The 21656-nt window shown below is 38.5% G+C and carries 19 protein-coding genes; all 19 read left to right on the top strand.

Translation table 11 applies throughout. The features are described from left to right. The first annotated feature begins 9 nt into the window (after window positions 1-9). The 19 genes from TTE_RS08810 to pfkA all read left to right on the top strand — a co-directional run bounded on the left by TTE_RS08810 (window position 10) and on the right by pfkA (window position 21646). Window positions 10-741 carry a PHP domain-containing protein gene (locus tag TTE_RS08810; protein ID WP_009611014.1) on the top strand — a complete coding sequence of 244 codons (732 nt, stop codon included), beginning with the start codon at window positions 10-12 and terminating at the stop codon, window positions 739-741. 6 nt (window positions 742-747) lie between these two features. Continuing rightward, complete coding sequence (rapZ, locus tag TTE_RS08805; RefSeq protein ID WP_009611021.1) at window positions 748-1602, top strand: RNase adapter RapZ; 855 nt, start codon at window positions 748-750, stop codon at window positions 1600-1602. Between the two features lie 6 nt (window positions 1603-1608). Further along, complete coding sequence (gene yvcK / locus TTE_RS08800) at window positions 1609-2565, top strand: gluconeogenesis factor YvcK family protein (protein ID WP_011026015.1); 957 nt, start codon at window positions 1609-1611, stop codon at window positions 2563-2565. 185 nt (window positions 2566-2750) lie between these two features. Beyond that, on the top strand, window positions 2751-4325 hold the full coding sequence (locus tag TTE_RS08795; protein ID WP_011026014.1) for an alpha-amylase family glycosyl hydrolase: 1575 nt from the start codon (window positions 2751-2753) through the stop codon (window positions 4323-4325). 54 nt (window positions 4326-4379) lie between these two features. Further along, window positions 4380-5630, top strand: a complete 1251-nt coding sequence (locus TTE_RS08790; RefSeq protein ID WP_009611026.1) for a sugar ABC transporter substrate-binding protein — start codon at window positions 4380-4382, stop codon at window positions 5628-5630. Between the two features lie 44 nt (window positions 5631-5674). Next, complete coding sequence (locus tag TTE_RS08785) at window positions 5675-6595, top strand: carbohydrate ABC transporter permease (protein ID WP_041587183.1); 921 nt, start codon at window positions 5675-5677, stop codon at window positions 6593-6595. A gap of 1 nt (window position 6596) precedes the next feature. Next, entirely contained in the window at window positions 6597-7490 is an 894-nt protein-coding gene (locus TTE_RS08780; RefSeq protein ID WP_009611027.1) for a sugar ABC transporter permease, read from the top strand. Window positions 7491-7596: 106 nt separating this feature from the next. Further along, on the top strand, window positions 7597-8589 hold the full coding sequence (locus tag TTE_RS08775) for an acyl-CoA dehydratase activase-related protein (protein ID WP_011026013.1): 993 nt from the start codon (window positions 7597-7599) through the stop codon (window positions 8587-8589). Next, window positions 8586-9653, top strand: coding sequence for a 2-hydroxyacyl-CoA dehydratase (locus tag TTE_RS08770; RefSeq protein ID WP_011026012.1), 1068 nt, complete (start codon window positions 8586-8588; stop codon window positions 9651-9653). Before TTE_RS08775 ends, TTE_RS08770 begins: the two co-directional genes overlap by 4 nt. A 72-nt stretch (window positions 9654-9725) precedes the next feature. Continuing rightward, complete coding sequence (locus tag TTE_RS08765) at window positions 9726-10529, top strand: helix-turn-helix domain-containing protein (RefSeq protein ID WP_011026011.1); 804 nt, start codon at window positions 9726-9728, stop codon at window positions 10527-10529. A gap of 13 nt (window positions 10530-10542) precedes the next feature. Then, window positions 10543-12267: a glycoside hydrolase family 13 protein gene (locus TTE_RS08760; protein WP_009611031.1), complete on the top strand. Its 1725-nt coding sequence runs from the start codon at window positions 10543-10545 to the stop codon at window positions 12265-12267. 90 nt (window positions 12268-12357) lie between these two features. Beyond that, window positions 12358-12558, top strand: a complete 201-nt coding sequence (locus TTE_RS13940; RefSeq protein ID WP_011026010.1) for a hypothetical protein — start codon at window positions 12358-12360, stop codon at window positions 12556-12558. Between the two features lie 128 nt (window positions 12559-12686). Then, window positions 12687-14090 carry an ISLre2-like element ISTte3 family transposase gene (locus tag TTE_RS08750; protein ID WP_011024560.1) on the top strand — a complete coding sequence of 468 codons (1404 nt, stop codon included), beginning with the start codon at window positions 12687-12689 and terminating at the stop codon, window positions 14088-14090. Between the two features lie 218 nt (window positions 14091-14308). Further along, window positions 14309-15265, top strand: coding sequence for a DNA-binding protein WhiA (gene whiA / locus TTE_RS08745; protein ID WP_011026009.1), 957 nt, complete (start codon window positions 14309-14311; stop codon window positions 15263-15265). After that, the gene (locus TTE_RS08740; protein WP_011026008.1) at window positions 15265-15531 is read left to right on the top strand and encodes an HPr family phosphocarrier protein; all 267 of its coding nucleotides are present in this window, start codon (window positions 15265-15267) and stop codon (window positions 15529-15531) included. Before whiA ends, TTE_RS08740 begins: the two co-directional genes overlap by 1 nt. 51 nt (window positions 15532-15582) lie before the next feature. Next, window positions 15583-16890 (top strand): DRTGG domain-containing protein, encoded by a 1308-nt coding sequence (locus TTE_RS08735; protein ID WP_011026007.1) that lies wholly within the window; start codon window positions 15583-15585, stop codon window positions 16888-16890. 9 nt (window positions 16891-16899) lie between these two features. After that, complete coding sequence (locus TTE_RS08730; protein WP_031313863.1) at window positions 16900-20337, top strand: DNA polymerase III subunit alpha; 3438 nt, start codon at window positions 16900-16902, stop codon at window positions 20335-20337. Between the two features lie 68 nt (window positions 20338-20405). Further along, the gene (locus tag TTE_RS08725) at window positions 20406-20603 is read left to right on the top strand and encodes a hypothetical protein (protein WP_011026005.1); all 198 of its coding nucleotides are present in this window, start codon (window positions 20406-20408) and stop codon (window positions 20601-20603) included. 77 nt (window positions 20604-20680) lie between these two features. Next, entirely contained in the window at window positions 20681-21646 is a 966-nt protein-coding gene (gene pfkA / locus TTE_RS08720) for a 6-phosphofructokinase (RefSeq protein ID WP_011026004.1), read from the top strand. The last annotated feature ends 10 nt before the right edge of the window (window positions 21647-21656 follow it).

Below are 21656 nucleotides of genomic sequence, written 5' to 3'. Positions count from 1 at the left end.
AGAGAACAAATGAGGATTTTTGCAGATTATCACACCCATACGATATACAGCCACGGCAAAGGGACAATAGAAGAAAATGTGAAAAAAGCGGTAGAGCTTGGGCTTAAGGCTATTGCTATTACTGACCATGGCCCTGCTCATGTGTTTTATGGCATGAGAAAAAAAGACTTTAAGAAAATGAGAGATGAAATAGACAGGCTTAGGGAAAAATACTCTCAGATAAAAATACTGATGGGAGTGGAAGCGAATTTGATAAGTATAGAAGGGGATATTGATGTTCCCGATGAACTTCTGAAGTATCTAGATATTTTGCTTGTGGGGTACCACACTGGAATAGTACCGAAAAGTTTTAAAGACGCCATTGACCTTTTTGGTAAAAATATGGTGTCAAAGTATACAGGTTATCTTAAAGAAGAGGTGAGAGAGAAAAATACAGAAGCGATGGTAAAAGCAATAAAAAAATATAGAATTGATATAATAACTCATCCTGGAGCAAAGGTGGATATTGATACGCGAAAATTGGCCAGAGCAGCAAAAGAAAGTAGAACAGCACTGGAGATTAACTCGAGTCACGGATACCTGACAGTGGAGTATGTAAAGATAGCAAAGGAAGAAGGATGTAAATTCGTCATAAACAGCGATGCCCATACTCCTTCTAGGGTGGGGGATTTTAAAAAGGGAATACAAATTGCGAAAGAGGCTGGACTCACTGAGGAAGACGTGATAAACGCCGAGAGGTGATAAATTATGAGGTTTGTGATAATAACAGGGCTTTCCGGTGCAGGAAAGACGCAGGCTTTAAAGGCGATGGAGGATATGGGATTTTTTTGCATAGATAATTTTCCTCCCGCCTTAATACCAAAACTTGCTGATTTGTTTTATCAATCAAAAAATATTGACAAGGTAGCTTTGGGGATGGATTTGAGAGGAGGGCAGTTTTTTGAAGATATTTATTCCAGTTTGGACTTTTTGAAAAAAAATAACTACGATTACGAGATAGTGTTTTTAGAGGCTTCTGATGAGGTTTTGATAAAAAGGTTTAAAGAGACCAGAAGGAGACATCCTTTATCTGAAGAAGGGAGAATAGTTGACGGTATAAACGAAGAAAGAAAAAGGCTTTCAGATATAAGGAAAATTGCTAATTATATTATAGACACTTCTAATTTGACTTCTTCTCAATTAAAAGAGGAGTTATCTAATATCTTCCTAAAAGGGAAAAAATTTAAGGGAATTATAATTGATGTTATGTCTTTTGGCTATAAGTACGGAATACCTCTTGAGGCTGACCTTGTGTTTGATGTGAGGTTCTTACCTAATCCTTTTTATATTGACGAGCTGAGACCTTTAACTGGAAATGACGAGAAAGTAAAAGAATATGTGATGAAGTGGGAAGAAGCGAAGGAATTTTTGAAAAAATTGGGAGACATGATCAAATTTTTGATTCCATATTATGTTAGAGAAGGGAAATCACAGCTTGTAATAGCAATTGGCTGTACAGGAGGAAAGCACAGGTCTGTTGCGATTGCCAATGCCCTTTATGACCTTTTAAAAAAAGAGGATTATTCTGTTGTGGTGAATCACAGAGACATTGGAGAGGAGTAGATATTTATGCGAAAACAGCCTCGCATTGTGGCGATTGGTGGAGGTACAGGGCTCTCTACTATGTTAAGAGGGCTCAAGCTTTTCACAACAAATATAACTGCTGTAGTGACAGTGGCAGATGATGGAGGAGGGTCGGGAATTTTGAGAGAAGACTTAGGTATACTTCCTCCTGGAGATATACGAAATTGCATATTGGCTTTGGCAAACACAGAGCCTACAATGGAACAGCTTCTCCAGTACAGATTTACAGAGGGGATGTTAAAGGGGCAGAGTTTTGGAAATTTGTTTTTGGCTGCAATGATAGGAATTTCTAACAGTTTTGAAGAGGCTGTCAAGAGGATGAGTGAAGTATTAGCTGTGTCAGGAAAGGTTTTGCCTGTTACAGTGGAAGATGTGAGACTTGTCGCTGAGCTGGAAAATGGTACTATTATAAGAGGAGAGTCCAAAATACCTGAGATACAGCAAAAAGAAAACAGCAGAATAAAGAGAATATATTTGGAACCTTCTCCTGCTGCTCCTTTTGAAGAAGTTTTAGTGGATATATTGAATGCCGAGGCGATAGTGTTAGGGCCGGGGAGTTTGTATACAAGTGTTATTCCGAACCTTTTGGTAGATGGAATTTGTGATGCTATTGAAACATCTAAAGCCATAAAAATATATGTATGTAATATAATGACACAGCCGGGTGAGACTTTGGGGTATACTGCTACTGACCATATAAAGGCTCTTTTTGACCATGGGCTTAAGTCTTTGGACTATGTGATTGTGAACAAAGGTGAAATCCCTGAGGAGTACAGGCAGCGCTATATAAGAGATTTATCTGAGCCCGTGAAATATGACAAAGAGGAGATAGAAAAAATGGGTATAAAAGTTGTTGAAGAAGACTTGGTAACTATAAAGCAGGAATATATAAGGCATGATGAGCAAAAGCTTGCAGAGATTATTGTAGATTTGATAAGTTAAGTTTAATTTTTAGTCCATCTTGTACAAAAAAATCTATTGACATTCGTCTAAATAAGATATACAATATTATTGAAACGATAGCGCAAGCGATTGCAATAAAATTTTCTACTTTGCTCTTTTTTAATTGCATTTCAGGAAAGCGATTGCTGTAATATTATGGTATTAAAAGTGTAAGGGGGAAAGAGATGAGAAAAAATTTAAAAGCATTTGTGGCGCTTTTTGCAGCAATTTTGCTGTTCTTTAGTGGGTGCAGTAGCAAGCAAGAGGCAAAAGCCCCAAAGTCAGAAGTCATATATCAGGTTATGGTGGATAGGTTTTACAACGGAGACCCTTCAAATGACGACCCAGAAGTGAGCAAAGGAATGTTTGACCCCACCCATACCAACTGGAGGATGTACTGGGGAGGGGATTTGAAAGGACTGACAGAAAAAATCCCTTATATAAAGGGGATGGGGGTCACTGCTATCTGGATTTCTCCAGTAGTGGATAATATAAATAAACCAGCCGTATATAATGGCGAGATTAATGCCCCCTATCACGGATACTGGGCAAGAGATTTCAAAAGAGTAGAAGAACACTTTGGTACATGGGAGGACTTTGACAATTTTGTAAAGGTTGCGCATGAGAATGGAATAAAAGTGATTTTAGATTTTGCGCCAAATCACACGAGCCCTGCCGATGAAGAAAATCCTGATTTTGCAGAAAATGGCGCATTATATGACGATGGGAAGCTATTAGGTACTTACAGTAATGATTCACTTAAGCTTTTTCACCACAATGGCAGCATAAGCAACTGGAATAATTTAAAGGAACTTCAGGATAAAAATTTGTTTGATTTGGCAGATTTGGACCAGAGCAACCCTATTGTTGATAAATACTTAAAAGACTCTATTAAGTTATGGTTTAATCATGAAATTGATGGAGTAAGGCTGGATGCTGCAAAGCATATGCCTATGGAGTGGGTGAAAAGCTTTGCTAACACTATTTACAGTATTAAAAAGGATGTGCTTCTTTTTGGTGAATGGATGTTAAGCGGTCCTACTGACCCGTTGTATGGGTATAATATACAGTTTGCTAATACTACCGGCTTTTCTGTCCTGGATTTTATGTTAAACGGTGCTATAAGAGATGTATTTGGCAAGGGGTACGGATTTGAGAGGTTAAATGACACGTTAGAGGATACCAATAAAGATTACGAAAATCCTTATAAGCTGGTTGCTTTTATAGACAACCATGACATGCCTAGATTTCTGTCCTTGAACAATGACAAGGATAAATTACACGAAGCTATTGCTTTTGTAATGACGACTCGAGGGATACCTGTAATATACTATGGCACTGAGCAGTACCTTCATAACGACACAAATGGCGGTAATGACCCGTATAATAGACCAATGATGGAAAAGTTCGATGAGAGCACAAAGGCTTATACATTGATAAAAGAGCTGTCAAGGTTAAGGCAGCTCACTCCAGCCCTACAGTATGGAACTACTACGGCAAGGTATATTTCTGACGATGTGTATATTTATGAAAGGCAGTATGGAAAAGATGTGGTGCTGGTTGCGATAAATAAAGGAGAGAAAACTACTGTTAAGGCAGTAAAAACATCTTTGAGGAAGGGAATTTATAAAGACTACCTTAAAGGTCTGTTGGAGGGTGTTGAGTTAAAAGTCACAAAAGGCAATGGAGAAAACCTAGTGCAAGGTTTGACTTTACCTGGGGACAGCGTAAGTGTGTGGACAAATGTGAAAGCGAAGTAAAATTTTGGGGTGCACCCCAAATTATTATAAAACCAATTTAAGAGGAGGATTTGTATGAAGAAGTATTCAAAAATACTTGCGTTGTTGACAGCAATGGTGTTTGTGCTGTCAATTGCTCTGACTGGCTGTGGCGGCGGCAGCAAGACAAGTGAAAGTCAGTCATCACAGACTCAGACAGCAGAGCAGAAAAAGGAACCTGTAGAATTGATAGTATGGTCCCACTTGACAGACCCTGAAATAGCAAAAGTTCAAGAAATTGCTAACAAATGGGCTGAACAGACAGGAAACAAGGTCAAAGTTCTAGCAGACCAGAGCGATTTCCAAGCTTTTGCTACAGCTGCTCAAAGCGGTAAAGGGCCAGACATAATGTTTGGATTGCCCCATGACAACTTGGGAACTTTCCAAAAGGCAGGACTTTTAGCTGAGGTTCCAGAGGGAGTTATAAACAAAGATGACTATGTGCCAATGAGCATAAGCGCTGTTTCCTATGATGGAAAGATGTATGCAGTGCCAATTGCTATGGAAACTTATGCCCTTTTCTACAATACGGATAAAGTCAAAACTCCTCCAGCTACATTAGATGACTTGATTAAATTGGGGAAAGAAGTAGGGTTCCAGTATGACGTCAATAACTTCTATTTCAGCTTTGCTTTTATCGCAGCGTATGGCGGATATGTTTTTAAAGACACAGGAGGCGGACTTGATCCAAACGACATAGGGCTCAACAACGAAGGCGCAAAGAAAGGGTTAGAGCTTATAAAAGATTTTGTTCAGAAATATAAATTCATGCCTCCAGATATAAACTATGACATGGCAAAAGGTAACTTCCAGAGTGGCAAAATTGGACTTTATATAAGCGGTCCATGGGATGTGGACGGATTCAAGAAAGCCAATGTTCCATTTAAAGTTGCACCACTTCCCAAAATTGATGGCAAGCCAACTCCTTCTTTTGCAGGTGTGCAGGCTGCATTTGTGAGCGCAAATTCAAAGCATCAGAAAGAAGCTTGGGATTTGATGAAGTACTTGGTTGAAAATACAGGGCTTCCATTGTTTGAGACAGGAAACAGAATTCCTGTGATTAAGTCCTTGCTGGACAATCCAGAAGTTAAGGGCAACGAGATACTAAGTGCATTTGCTGAACAGGCACAGCATGCTATTCCAATGCCAAATATTCCTCAGATGAGCCAGGTATGGACACCTGCTGGTAATGCGCTGCAGCTTATAACCTCAGGAAAAGTGCCTGTTGACAAAGCAGCTGACGATATGGTAAAACAAATTAAACAGGGAATTGCTACAATGCAGTAAAAAGGGGCTTTATGCCCCTTTTTTTAAGGGAAAGGAGGTACAGGATGAACCAGCATAAATCGTTGAAAGATAAGCTAAGACCTTATGCCTATTTGTCTCCAGCAATACTTTCTATGACTGTTTTAAGCTTTGCTCCAATGGCATACACTATCTACATCGCTTTTACTAATTTTAATCTGTATCACTTTAAGAATTATCAATTTGTAGGTTTTAAAAATTTTGTCGACATACTGACAGGACCTTTTAAAAATGTTTTTGCACCTGTTTTTGTGTGGACTGTAATTTACGCCTTATCAGCGACATTGCTAAGCTATATTGTTGGACTTTTATTAGCAGTAATTTTAAATAACAAACATATGTGGGAGACGAATTTTTACAGAGCTATTTTGATTATACCGTGGGGGCTGCCTGGTACTATTGCAGTTCTTACCTGGACAGGACTTTTAAACCAGCAGTACGGCGGTATAAATTTAATACTTCAAAAACTGCACTTACCCATGATACCTTGGCTTTTAGAGCCTTTTTGGGCAAAAGTTGCTATTATAATGGTGAGCGTATGGATGGGTTATCCTTTTATGATGAATGCCTCCCTTGGGGCATTACAGGCTATTCCGCCAGAACTTTATGAAGTGGCGGATATTGACGGGGCTTCGTGGTTTCAGAAGCTTACTAAGATAACTCTTCCGATGCTCACTTCTTCTACATTGCCCTTGATAATATCTTCCTTTGCGTATAATTTCAATAACTTTGGAACAGCTTTCCTCATCACAGGAGGAGGACCACCTAGAACTGACACTTCTTTTGCAGGGCATACGGATATACTAGTGAGTGCTGCTTATAAATTGACAATGCAGGCAAACCGCTATGATTTGGCAGCGGCTCTTTCTATAATCATATTCCTTATCATAGGTACTTTAAGCCTTCTCAACATGAGGCTTACAGGTGCTTTTAAGGAGGTGGATTAAAGTGGAATATGCAAGTGTGAGGACCCAAGCTCAAAAGCCGGCAAGGAAAATTCAGTATAGAGAAAGATTAAAACCCCATGAGAAAGTTTCTCTGTGGATAAGCCGCCTCATCATATGGGCAGTGATAATTGTGATGATGTTTCCGGTGGCGTGGGTAGTGGGAGCTTCTTTTGCGCCAGGAGATGCTTTCTTTTCTGGAGCGATTTTTCCTAGCCACATCACTTTTGAAAATTACACCACTGTATTAAAGAAAACTAATTTTTTGCTCTGGGTAAAAAACAGTATGATTTTAAGTGTGGGGGTAGCAACTATTCAGCTGTTTTTAACAGCTACTTCTGCCTATGCTTTCAGCAGAATGAAATTTGCGGGAAGAAAAAATGGCTTAAAGACTCTTTTAATACTTCAGATGTTTCCAACCTTTATGGCATTGCCAGCCATATATGGGATAATGGCGAAGTTAAATTTATTAGACAATCTATATGCTTTGATGCTGGTGATGGCAGGAAGCAGCGCTTTTAGCATATGGCTTTTAAAAGGGTATATTGATAGCCTTCCAAAAGAGCTGGATGAAGCCGCTTTGGTGGACGGAGCCACTCACTGGCAGATTTTCACAAAAATAATACTTCCACTGGCAACCCCTATGCTCGTAGTGATATTCTTATTTAGTTTCATGGGAGTGTACAGTGAATTTATTTTGTCCAGTGCTGTATTAAAATCACCTGAAAACTATACAATAGCATTAGGACTTCAAAGATTTATAACTAACCAATTTTCAGCTCATTGGACTCAATTTGCGGCTGCTTCTGTGATGGCTTCACTACCACTTGTAATACTATTTATGGTATTGCAGAGATACTTGCAGGCAGGTCTTGCTGCAGGGGCTGTGAAAGGATAAAAATTGTTACACATGGAACAATTTGTAAATACCGGATTTTGTCCGGTATTTTTTTATTTCTTTTAGGGAAAAATAGATAGTGTATTTGCAATGGAGGAGGTTAAAAATGGGAAAAATAGTAGGCATACCAAAAGGGCTTTTGTATTACGATTTTTATCCCATGTGGAAGACATTTTTTGAAGAGCTGGGGGCCAAAGTAATTACTTCACAGAATACGAATAAAAAAATTGTGGACGATGGCGTAAAGAACAGCGTTGAAGATGCTTGTTTGCCTGTTAAAACTTATGTAGGCCATGTGATGGATTTAAAAGAAAGAAGAGTGGATTATATTTTTATACCTAGAATTGTAAGTGTAGAGAAAAAGAAATACTTGTGCTCTAAATTTTTGGGGCTACCTGACTTTATAAAAAGTTTAATAAAGGATTTGCCGCCTGTTATAGACATTGAGGTTAACTACTACAAAGATGAAGAATTTACAAAAAGAGAATTTATAAGAGCTGGGAAAATGTTTGGAAGGACAAAGGGGGATGCTTTAAAAGCCTATCTAAAAGGGATGGAGGAGCAGAGGAGGTTTGAAAATTTGCTGAAAGAAGGGTTTACAAATTTAGAAGCTTTGAAAATGTGGGAGGAAGGGAAAGTAAAAGTAAGAGAAGAAAGAAGAAGGTTCGATTTGAAAATAGCGCTGCTTTCCCATCCTTATAACATCATGGATGAATACATAAGCATGGAGTTAATTGGAAAATTAAGAAATATGGGAGCGGAAGTGATTACTGTAGAGATGCTTAACAAAGCTTCAATATTAGAGGGAGTGGCATTTCTTCCAAAAGATATATTTTGGACGTACGAAAGAGATATTCTAGGGGCAGGGATGTACTTTTTAAAGAAGAAAGGAGTTGACGGAGTTATTATGGTGTCAGCTTTCGGATGTGGTCCCAATTCTATGACGGAGGAGCTTCTTGAGAGATTTTATAAAAGGGAAAAGAATTTGCCTTTTATGCTGCTTACTATAGATGAGCATACAGGAGAAGCAGGAGTTATGACTAGGTTAGAGGCTTTTGTAGACCTTTTAAGGTTTAATAAAAAGGCGGTGGTGGTGTGAAAATTACATATCCTCACATGGGTTCTTTGAATATGATTTTAAAGACTATGTTTGAAGGGATAGGAATAGAGGTCATAGACCCTCCTCCCTCCAGCAACAAAACGTTAACTTTAGGGGTGAGAAATTCTCACGAATTTGTCTGCCTTCCTTTTAAAATCAATGTCGGCAATTTCATAGAGGCTTTGGAAAAGGGGGCTGACACGATTGTAATGCTTGGGGGGATAGGACCCTGCAGGTTTGGGTATTACGGCCAGGTTCAGAGGGAGATTTTAAAAGATTTGGGATATAATTTTGAAATGATTATCCTCGATCCACCCCATGGGAGGGTGAAAGATTTTTTAAAGGAATTGGCTTCCCATTTTCCCAATGTGGATTGGAAGGTGGCTTTGAAGTCTTTTATGCTGGCAGTGAAGAAGATGATTGCAGCGGACAAGTTAGAAAAATTTTTATTGATACAAAGAGCTCATGAGGATGCGCCTGGCATTACTACTAAGATATATGAGGAGTACATAAAAAAGTTAGAAAAGGCTCAAAATGCCAGAGAAGTAAATCAAATCCTTTCTGAGGGGATGAATAAGATAAAGCAAAATGCCAATGTAAAAAGGAAAATACAGCTTAGGGTGGCTTTAGTAGGGGAAATATACATGCTGTTGGAGCCTTCTACTAATATGAACATAGGGAAAACTCTAAATGAACTTGGAGTGGAGGTGACAAAAACAGAGTACCTATCTGATTACCTTATAAACAGCGCTTTTAAACTGCCTCAGAGGCTGGAGTTTAAGAAAAATGCCAGAGGTTACCTTGAGAGAGATATAGGAGGTCATGGACTTAATACTGTTGCAAATACTGTGAAATATGCTAAACTAAAATATGACGGAGTGATTCACATCCTTCCTTTTACCTGCACCCCTGAGATAATAGCACAAGGGATAATTGCCAAAGTAAGTCGGGATTACGACATTCCAGTAATGTCATTAGTGTATGATGAAAATACCGGGCAAGCAGGTTATCAGACCAGAATAGAGGCTTTCGTAGACCTTTTATACAAAAGAAGAGGTTTATGAAAATTAATGGAGGAAAATTGTATTTTGTGTGGAATATATATAGTGGATGGTTTGGCAAGGGGGTGATAGGTAATGAACGAATTAGGAGAATTTTTAAAGAGCGAAAGGCTTAAAAAAGGCATGACTCTGGAAGAAATTCAGGAAATAACTAAAATTCGGACAAGATATTTAAAGGCTATTGAAGACGGGGATTTCAGCGTAATGCCTGCTATGGTCTATGCCAAGGGATTTGTAAAAAGCTATGCAGAAGCTTTGGGGCTTGATGGCAATGAAATTGTGAAAAAGTACGAATACCTCTTCAAAGAAAAGGAAGAGGAAAATTTGTCCAAGGCTAAGAGCTATAAAAAAACCACTTTGGATTTGTCTTGGCTTTTTTCAGCTTTGAAAAAGGCTTTAGTATCTATTTTGATAATAGGCATTATTGGATATGGATTTTATTATTTTTTCGCCCAGATAAAGAAAGGGCTTGCGCCACTCCCTCCTAAACAGGAAGTTTCACAAACTGTGCCTGAAAAAAATGAAACTCCTTCTGCACCTTCTACTCAAGAGAATGTGACTTCCACTGTTTCTCCAAAGACTGTGATAGAAAAGGTTTCAGAAACCTCCAAAAAAATAGAATACAAAATATCTCCTGCTTCTCAATCTTACAAGGTTGAAATCAACATGGTAGGCGAAAAGTGCTGGTTTAGTATAAAAGTAGATGGGAATGTGGTGTACGAGGGTTTGATGACAGCTGGCATGATGAAAACTTTTGAAGTTAAAAATGACATAACTATATTGATGGGATATCCACCAGCTGTTAAAATAAGTGTAGATGGTGAAGAACTGCCAGCTGTAAGTAGTCCCTCTCCAGTTACTATAAACATACACACGTAGAAAGGGGAAAGATATGATAAAAGAGGCTATATTCCACAAAAGCGATATACCTTATGCATATCCTGTAAATAAAGACCAATTAAAAATAGTCTTGAGAACGGCAGTTTTCGATGTGGATAGGGTATACATTCTTTTTAAAGACAGGTATGACTGGCTGGGCAAATTTAAAATAAAGCCTATGACCTTAGTTCACACTAACGAGCTTTTTGACTATTATGAGACTACTCTTGAATTAAATAAGAGGTTTTTGTACTTTTTTTATTTAGTTTCAGAAACGGGAGAAAAACTTTATTACACAGAAGCTGGTTTTTTCAAAAAGAGGCCAGAGGATAGCTTCTGGGGTTTTTTCCACTATCCCTATATAAGGGAAAAGGATATATTTTCTCCTCCGGATTGGGCAAACGAGTGCATAGTGTATCAGATATTTCCAGACAGATTCAACAATGGAGACAGAACTAATGACCCCGAAAACGTAAAGCCATGGGGGGAAAAGCCGACTGCAGATTCTTTTTTTGGAGGGGATTTACAGGGAATAATCGACAAAATAGATTATTTAAAAGAGTTAGGGATAAATGCCATTTATTTAACTCCAATATTTTTGTCTCCTTCTACTCACAAATACGACACCACGGATTATTACACGATAGACCCTCATTTTGGTGACACGGAAAAAGCTAAAGAATTGGTGAGGAAGTGTCATGACAATGGCATAAAAGTTATATTCGATGCAGTGTTCAACCACTGTGGATACGACTTTTTTGCATTTCAGGATGTGGTTAAAAATGGGCCGAAGTCAAAGTACTGGGATTGGTTCAATGTGTACGAATGGCCCATTAAAACGCATCCCAAACCTACTTACGAGACTTTTGGCGAGAATGTGTGGAGAATGCCTAAGCTTATGACTAAAAACCCGGAAGTGCAAAAGTACCTACTGGAAGTGGCTGAATACTGGATTAAAGAAGTAGACATTGACGGCTGGCGATTGGACGTTGCCAACGAAATAGACCATCACTTCTGGAGAAAGTTTAGAGAGGTTGTAAAAAATGCCAAAAAAGATGCCATAATAGTAGGAGAAGTGTGGCATGATGCTTCTCCGTGGTTAAGAGGGGACCAGTTTGACTCTGTCATGAATTATCCTTTTAGAAATGCAGTTGTAGACTTTTTTGCGAAGAGGAAAATAAGTGCTGTAAAATTCAACACACTGATAACTGAGCAGCTTATGAGACACATGGATAGCGTTAATAGAGTCATGTTTAACCTCATAGGTAGTCACGACACTGAAAGGTTTTTGACTCTCGCAAATGGCATGGTGGCGCGGATGAAATTAGCTTTGGTTTTCCAGTTTACATTTGTGGGAGTGCCGTACATCTACTATGGAGACGAAGCTGGAATGGTGGGAGGATTTGACCCTGACTGCAGAAGGTGCATGATATGGGAGGAGGAAAAGCAGAACAAGGGACTTTTTGAGTTTTACAAAAAGCTCATCCGCATAAGAAAGGAGCATGAAGAACTTAAGTATGGCAATTTCACCACTTTGTACGCTGTTGGAAGGGTGTTTGCTTTTAGAAGGGAATATAAAGGAAATTCAATTGTGGTGATTATAAACAACAGCAGCAAAGAGGAAGTGATATTTTTAGAAGAGGCGGGAGGAAAAGAGGATATATTAAAAATGGGAGAATTAAAAAGGAGTGGCAATTTGCTGTATCTTAAGCCTAACACTGCCTATATTTTGAAGTAGCAAATTAAAGGTTATGTGAATAATATGTACAGTAGAAAATAGAGGGGAATCTTAATTCCCTTCTATTTTTTAGAAAACAGGGGTGATGTTATGAAAAATACCTCCCGCTATGGAAGAGATTACTATTATTACAAAGATTATGAAAGACTTTACGCAAATTACGATGCAAGTAAGCTAGAAATTATTAAGAAATTGATAGAAGCTGGAGAGTATGAGAAGTTGAAGGCTTACAGGGGTTTTGATACGAGATACCGTGAAAAAGGAGAGAATAATGAAAATATTCTTTTTTAAAGGCTTCCTCCTTTTTAAGGAGGGCATAGTGTAAAATTATCGTAGGATTTTTAAAGTGAAAAAACAAGAGACAACCCCTGTGATAAAATAGATTGTGGAAAACAAAAAACACGAAAGGGGTGTCTCTTGTGAAAAAACATATTTTTGAGGATATTATACTACAAAATGCTCTAAATTTCACTAGGGAAATGATGAATGTTTTTGAGGATTTATTAAAGAATGGAATGAATATTACAGAGCTTGTAGCAAGGATAAAAGAACTTACGGACAAACTAGGTAGAGAGGCAATAGAAGCAATTATTGAGGAGTTAGATAGGATAATAAAAGAAGACAAGAGAAGGAAAGAAAAATGGGTAGTAGAGAGGAAAGATAAAAAGAGATTAACGACAGTCCTTGGGGATATTGAATATGAGAGGACATATTACAAATCAAGGGAGGATGGTAGATATACATATTTAGTGGATGATGCATTAGAGATAGGACGGCACGAGAGGATAGAAAAGGGAGTAAAAATAAAGTTAGTAGAAAATGCGATAGAAGAATCATACGAGAAAAGTAGCGAGAAAGCATGTCCAGAGAAAATAAGTAAACAGACGGTATTAAACGCAATAAGGGAAATAGGAGAAGTAGAGGTGAAGAGAGAAATAAAAGAGAAGAAGGAAGTAAGGGTTTTATACATAGAAGCAGATGAAGACCATGTACCTTTACAAGATGGCAGCAGTGAAACACCGCGATTGATATACATACATGAAGGTAGGGAAGAGAAAAACGGAAGGAACGTACTGAAGAATGTGTATTACAAGGCATACGTAGGAGAGAAAGCAGAAGACATATGGATAGATGTAGCGAATTACATAGAAGAAAATTACAAGGAAGAGAAGATAGAGAAGATATACATAGCAGGAGATGGAGCACCATGGATAAAAGAGGGATTAGAATGGATAGTAAAATCAAGGTTTGTGTTAGACAGATATCATTTAAACAAATACGTATTAAAAGCAACATCAAAAGAGCCAAAGTATAGGGATAAGATATGGAGAGCAATAAATGAAGGGGATAAAGAAGGAGTGAAGAAAATATTTGGTGAGTTAATAAAGATAGCAAAAGAAGAGAAAGAAAAAGAAAAGATAAAGGAAGCGAAGAGATACATACTAAACAATTGGGAAGGGATAAAGATATACAGTGAAGACGAAGATGTAATAGGGTGCAGTGCAGAAGGGCATATAAGCCATGTATTTTCTGCAAGACTTAGCAGGAATCCATTAGGGTGGAGCAGAGAAGGATTAAAGTTAATGGCGAAATTAAGGGTATTTAGCAAGAATGGAGGAGACTTAAGAGAAGTAGAGTGGGGCAAGAAAAAGAATATAAATGCAGGAAGTTACAAATTAACAGAGAAGCAAATAAAAGAGGCAGTAAGGAGAGTTAAAACGTCTACAAATGAAAAAATAAACAATATTACGGTTTTGAATATAGGGAAAGTAACGCCAATATATAGGGTTTTAAGAGCATTAAAATATGCACAAGTTATATAAAGAACATGATAAAACGAAGCCCTGAATTAATTAAGTTTCAGGGGTTGTCTTAAAAAAATCCTACAGTATCTTGACACTATCTTAAGGAGGGTAGAGTGTTGACAAAATTACCACTTGAAAGATAAGGACTTTGTCAACAAACCATCCTCCTTTTTAAGGAGGGGTTTTTTTTTCAAAAATATGTAGTATAATAATGATAAGCCGGTGAGGTGGTCTCTATGTCTTTTTCTTCAGATACAAAAAACGAATTATCAAGAATTTATCCTGAGGATAGGGAAAGCAAAATTGCAGAGTTGGCTGCTATAATTAGAATGATAGGAAGTGTATCATTTTATGGAAATAATAAACTATCTCTTACTTTGAGCACAGAAAATGCTTCAGTGGCTCGCTTAACTTTTAAACTTTTAAAAGACCTTTTTAAAGTAGCACCTGAGGTAATGGTAAGGAGAGGGAAATATTTAAAAAAGGCATTGACATATATTTTGTTTGTGAGTGACACCAAAGCTGTGAGAGATATTTTAGAAGAGACTAAGATATTGAATAGAGAAAGAGGACATGTAAAATTGAACTATGGAATAGATAGAAAAATTATAAGGACTGTGAAGATGAAAAAAGCTTATTTAAGAGGAGCTTTTTTGGGAGGTGGTTCAATTAGTGACCCTGAAAAAGCCTATCATTTGGAATTTGTGACTCACAACCTTGAACACGGGCAGGATTTGAGCAATTTGATTAATTCTTTTAATTTGAATTCCAAGGTTATTGCAAGAAAAAATAGTTATGTAGTATACTTAAAAGAAGGAGAACAGATTGTAGACCTTTTGAACATAATGGGGGCTCACAATGCTCTTCTCAATCTGGAAAACGTGAGGATTTACAAGGAAATGAGGAATAATGTGAACAGAATAGTCAATTGCGAGACTGCGAATTTGACAAAGACTATTAATGCTTCTCTAAGGCAGATAGAAAGTATAAATTACATTAAAAAAACTGTTGGACTTGATTATTTGCCCCCGAGTTTGAGAGAGGTAGCAGAGCTGAGGGTTAAATACCCTGACCTCAGCTTAAAAGAATTAGGCAAAATGTTGGTTCCTCCTGTGGGCAAGTCAGGGGTGAACCACAGGCTTAGGAAAATTGAAGAAATTTCAAACAAATTAAAAGAGAGGAGAGTTCAGTAATGAAAGAAGTTACTATTGAAATCAAAAATAAGACAGGGCTTCATGCAAGACCTGCGGCTTTATTTGTCCAAACAGCCAGTAAATTTTCTTCCCAGATTTGGGTAGAAAAAGATAATAAAAAGGTAAATGCTAAAAGCATTATGGGAATAATGTCTCTAGGGGTCTCCCAGGGCAATGTAGTGAAGTTGAGTGCTGAGGGAGACGATGAGGAGGAGGCTATAAAAGCTTTAGTTGACCTCATCGAATCAAAGTTCGGTGAAGAGTAAACAAAAAAGGTTTCTTTTCAGAAACCTTTTTTGTGTAAAAGGATGATGGGAATGACAAAAAATGAAATGGTCTTGGAGTACATAAAGAAGCTGCCAGAAGGTACTAAAATTTCAGTGAGAGGGCTGGCACAAACCTTAAAGATAAGCGAAGGGACTGCTTACAAAGCTATAAAAGATGCAGAAAAATTGATGCTAGTGAGTACAATTCCTCGTGTTGGAACTATAAGGAGGAAACAAAAAGAACCCCTGTTTGACAAGCTTACATATGAAGTTATAACCAATGTGGTAGAAGGGGTAGTATTGGGCGGTCATGGCGGAATGCAAATGGAACTTAAAAAGTTTTTGATTGGCGCCATGACTATTGACGAAATGGTAAAATACATAACGCCGGGAGACCTAGTAATAATAGGTAATAGGGAAGATGCGCAGGAGGCGGCATTGAAAGCTGGAGCGGCTGTGATGATAACAGGGGGATTTGATACTTTACCCCACATAAAAGAACTAGCCGACAGGCTTTCATTGCCGCTCATCTCTACTTCTTACGATACTTTTACTGTAGCTACTCTTATAAACAAGGCTATAAATGAAAGCATGACGAGAAAAAAGATTTTGTACGTGAGTGACGTGATGACTTACAATCCTGTGTATATGACCCCTCAGCAGACAGTAAGGGACTGGAAGAGACTGTATGCTGAGACAAAACACACTCGGTTCCCGGTGGTAGACTCTAAGGGAATGCTTGTAGGGATGGTGACTTCAAGAGATGTGGCTACTGCTTCTGACGATGATAGGATAGGCGATATAATGACTCCAAACCCTGTTTTTGTGACAGATACTACTACACTGTCTTATGCTGCCCATTTGATGATATGGTGGAATGTGGAGATACTTCCTGTGACAAGGGGCAAAGAACTTATAGGCCTTATAAGCAGAGAAGATGTGATTAAAGCTTTACATTACATGTCAAAACAGCCGCAGATAAGTGAGGCTATTCAGGATACCATCTTTAGGGACTTTGAGATGGAAAAAATAGAGAATGGAGTGAAGTTTAAAGGAAAAGTCCCTTCTACAATGATTAATCAGTTTGGAACTGTAAGCAGCAGTGCTTTGATGATGTTGATGTGTGAAACGGGTATTTTTGCTATTACACAGAACAAAAGGTATGATGCAGTGCTGGATAATTTTTCTGTGTATTTTATAAAGCCGATGAGGACAGAAGACGTTATTGAAGTTTTTGCTAGGGTTATAGAGATGAGCAATAATTTTAGCAAAGTGGAAATCGGTATAATACATGAAAAGGAAGAGATTGCAAAGGCATTGATGTCTGTAAGGCTTTCTAAGAGAATTAAAATGGTCTAGGTGAGAGCTATGTTTGTACATCTTCACGTGCATACGGAATATAGCTTGTTGGATGGGTCCTGCAGGATAAAGGATTTGATTGCAAAAACTAAAGAGTTGGGAATGAAAGCAATAGCTATTACGGACCACGGGGCAATGTATGGAGTAATAGATTTTTATAAGGAAGCTGTAGCCCAAGGGATAAAGCCTATCATAGGATGTGAGATATACGTAGCACCGAGGAGAATGCAGGATAGAGAATATGGAATTGACGATGAAAATTATCATTTGGTGTTACTGGCAAAGGATATGACAGGGTATAAAAATTTGATGAAAATAGTGACTGCTGCATCTTTAGAAGGATTTTACTATAAGCCCCGTGTGGACAAAGAATTTCTGAAAAATCACAGTGAAGGATTAATTGCTTTAAGCGCCTGCCTTGCCGGTGAGGTCCCTTCCTTGATCTTACGGGGAGATTATGAAAAGGCGAAAGAGGTAGCCCTCTTTTACGATTCCATTTTTGGAAGGGGCAATTTTTATTTAGAACTTCAAGACCATGGCATTTTAGAGCAGAAGAAAGTGAATAGAGAGCTTGTCAGAATGTCTAAAGAAACGGGAATACCGCTAGTTGCTACAAATGATGTCCACTATTTGGAAAAGAAAGATGCAAGAGCTCATGAGGTGTTATTGTGCATTCAAACAGGAAAAACAATTGAAGATGAGGACAGGATGCTTTTCCCTACAGATGAGTTTTACCTTAAATCTCCTGAAGAAATGGAAGAGCTTTTTGCATGCTGTAAAGAGGCTATTGAAAATACCGAAAAAATTGCCGAGATGTGCAATATTGAGTTTGAGTTTAATAAGACTAAGCTGCCTAAATACGACTTGCCAGAAGGAGTGGACTCATACGAGTATTTGAGAAATTTATGCTATGAAGGCCTTTATAAGAGGTATAAAAGCCCAAGCCAGGAAGTCATAGATAGGTTAGAGTACGAGCTTTCAGTGATAAAGCAGATGGGATATGTGGATTATTTTTTAATAGTGTGGGACTTTATAAAGTTTGCAAAAGACAATGGAATCATGACAGGGCCAGGAAGAGGTTCTGCTGCCGGAAGTTTGGTCGCATATACTCTAGGGATCACTAATGTAGATCCTATAAAGTACAATCTTCTGTTTGAGAGGTTTTTAAACCCTGAAAGGGTCAGCATGCCTGACATCGATTCGGATTTTTGCTATGAGAGAAGGCAAGAGGTTATAGACTACGTCGTCCGAAAGTATGGCAAAGACAATGTGGCTCAGATTATAACCTTTGGTACTATGGCAGCCAGAGCTGTGATAAGGGATGTAGGTAGAGCTCTTAACTACCCTTATGCAGAAGTGGACGAAATAGCCAAGATGATACCTTTTGAATTAGGCATGACTATTGACAGAGCTTTGGAGCTAAATCCTGAGCTTAAGGAGAGGTACGAAAAGGACGAAAGAGTAAAACAGCTAATAGATATATCAAAAGCCTTAGAAGGACTCCCCAGGCATGCTTCTACCCATGCTGCAGGGGTGGTCATATCAAAGGAGCCTCTTGTGAACTATGTGCCGCTGCAGAAAAATGATGATTCTGTAGTCACCCAGTTTCCAATGACCACCTTGGAAGAGCTTGGACTTTTAAAAATGGATTTTCTGGGGCTGAGGACTCTCACTGTCATAAGAGATACAATTGAAATGGTAAAGAAAAACAAAGGGATTATCATAGATTTGGATTCTTTAAACTACGATGATCCAAAAGTGTATGAACTTATTTCAAAAGGAGAGACAGAAGGAGTTTTCCAGCTTGAATCTCCTGGAATGAGGCAGTTTATGACAGAGCTTAAGCCTAAAAACCTAGAAGATATAATCGCAGGAATTTCCCTTTACAGGCCGGGTCCTATGGACCAGATACCGAAGTACCTTGCCAACAGAAATAATCCTGAAAAAATAGAGTACGAACACCCCATTTTAAAGCCTATATTAGAGGTGACGTACGGCTCTTTGGTGTATCAGGAACAGGTCATGCAGATTGTAAGGGATGTGGCGGGTTACTCTCTTGGTAGGGCAGACCTAGTAAGGCGTGCAATGGCGAAAAAGAAAATGGATGTGATGGAACAAGAAAGGAAGAACTTTATCTACGGAATAGTGGATGAGGAAGGAAATGTAGTGGTACCTGGCGCTTTGAGGAACGGCCTTGATGAGGAGACAGCAAATAGGCTTTTTGACCAGATGTTAGAGTTTGCCAACTATGCTTTTAACAAATCTCACGCTGCAGCTTACGCAGTCATAGCTTACCAGACAGCCTATTTGAAGAGATATTTTCCAGTGGAGTTTATGGCGGCTCTTTTGAATAGCTTTGTAGATAATTTGGACAAGATAGCTTTTTACGTGCAGGTATGTAAGAAAATGGGGATAAAAGTGCTGCCGCCTGACATCAATGAAAGCGACTCCTATTTCACTGTGGTAGGAGACAAGATAAGGTTTGGGCTGAGTGCTGTGAAGAATGTAGGAATTAATGTGACAGAAGAGATTGTAAGGGAAAGAGAGGCGAGGGGAAAATTTAAGTCTGTAATAGACTTTTTTGAGAGGATGCAGGACAGCCAGCTCAACAAAAAGGCGATAGAAAGCCTCATTAAGGCGGGAGCTTTTGCATCTTTGGGAGTAAAAAGGTCCCAGCTCCTTCAGTCTTACGATAAGCTTATAGAAAGCGTGAAAAAAGCAAAAAGCAGTGCGATCGAAGGACAGATTTCTCTCTTTGAAGTGTCAGAAGAACATAAGGAAATTGATTTTAGATTTCCTGATGTAGAAGAGTACCCCAAAAACAGGATTCTCTCAATGGAAAAAGAGACATTGGGGCTTTATATAAGCGGGCATCCATTAGAAGAATACCTTGAAGATATACCGAAGATTACAAATGTCACTACATTGGATTTTAAGATAAATCCAGAGGATGAAATGTTCACATCCAAATTGGAAGACAATCAAGAGGTTACTATAGCAGGAGTGATAGTGGCTAAAAAGGTGAAGTTTACGCGAAATAGCAATATAATGGCTTTTGTCACTCTTGAGGATATGTACGGCACTGTAGAAGTGATAGTGTTCCCTGCTGTGTATGAGAGATATTCTTCTCTGATAAAGGAAGACAATGCTGTTTTGATAAAAGGTAAAGTGAGCGTAAAAGAAGAGGAGGAGCCAAAGATTTTATGCGATGACATAAAGCTTTTGTCACAGGTCGTTGTAAAGAAGTTGTATATAAACATGGAAGATTCTTCAAAGATAGAAGAGGTAAAAGAGGTGCTTAAGAAATGCCCGGGCAATATGCCTGTAGTGTTGAAGGTAAACAGCAAACTTCTTGCTGCAAAGAGAGATTTATGGGTTAATGGCAGCAAAGAACTCATAAAGAAGTTAGAGGACATAGTAGGGAAGGAAAATGTGAAAGTGGTCTGATTTTTCAAGTTGATAAGTGAAAGAAAATAGATTAAAATATTATCTAGAAACTCTAAGGAGGAAGCTCTATGTGGACGGTAGTATACATGGCACAAGATATGGAGACGGCAGAAAAAGTTAAAGAAGTGTTAACTAAAGAAGGTTTTTTGGTGAAATTGCGTCCACTGAATAAAAAGTTAGATAAAAAAGGTTCATACTGTGAGGTTTTGGTTCCCAAAGCAGAAGCTCAGGATGCTCAAAGCATCATTATTGAATACGGCTTATAATTTTTTTTGCCCGCAAGGGCTTCCTTGACAAAATAGGGACATATGATGTCCAAGTGGGATAAAAAAGGAGGGACATTATGAAGACGATTGGAATACTTACAAGCGGTGGAGATGCTCCTGGCATGAATGCAGCTATAAGGGCTGTGGTGAGGACAGGAATTTACTACGGCCTTAAGGTAAAGGGTATTATGAGAGGATTTGCAGGTCTTGTAGAAGATGAAGTGATAGATTTGGGGCTTTCTTCAGTAGGAGATATTATACAAAAAGGTGGGACAATCTTAAGGACTGCTCGTTGCGAGGAGTTCAAGCAAAAAGAGGTGAGAAAAAAGGCATACGAGACTTTGCAGAAACATGGAATTGAAGGATTGGTTGTAATCGGAGGAGATGGTTCCTTCAGAGGTGCTCAGCTTCTTAGCGAAGAGTGGAATGTCAATACGATTTGTATACCTGGCACTATTGACAATGACATCCCTTGTACAGATTATACTATTGGATTTGATACAGCCTGCAACACTGTGATTGATGCTATAAATAAAATAAGAGATACAGCAACTTCCCATGAGAGAGCGAATATAATAGAGGTCATGGGTAGAAATTCAGGGTACATCGCCCTTTACGCTGGTGTGGCTGGTGGAGCGGAGATGATAATTTTGCCTGAAGTGGAATGGAGTATAGATGAATTATGTGATAAAATAACTTATGGAATAAAGAGAGGAAAACTTCACCACATAATCGTATTGGCAGAGGGAGTAATGAGCGCCCCAGAACTGGCAAAAATGATAAAAGAAAGGCTTCCCAAGTTAGACTTAAGGTACACCATATTAGGACATATTCAAAGAGGGGGAGCTCCCACTGTGATGGACAGAGTTTTGGCAAGTCAGATGGGAGCAAGGGCAGTGGAGCTTCTTTTGGAGAACAAGACGAAGAGAGTAATAAGCATAAGAAACAATCAAATTGTTGACGATGATATAGATGAAGCGCTTTCAATGAAGAAAGAGTTTAACAGAAAGCTTTACGAACTCAGCAAAATCCTCTCTATATAAAATTTTTTAA

It is taken from the genome of Caldanaerobacter subterraneus subsp. tengcongensis MB4, from assembly GCF_000007085.1.
GTDB lineage: Bacteria > Bacillota > Thermoanaerobacteria > Thermoanaerobacterales > Thermoanaerobacteraceae > Thermoanaerobacter > Thermoanaerobacter subterraneus.
The sequence above is the reverse complement of the archived record's forward strand: the minus strand, read 5'-3'. Positions and strand labels throughout refer to the sequence as shown.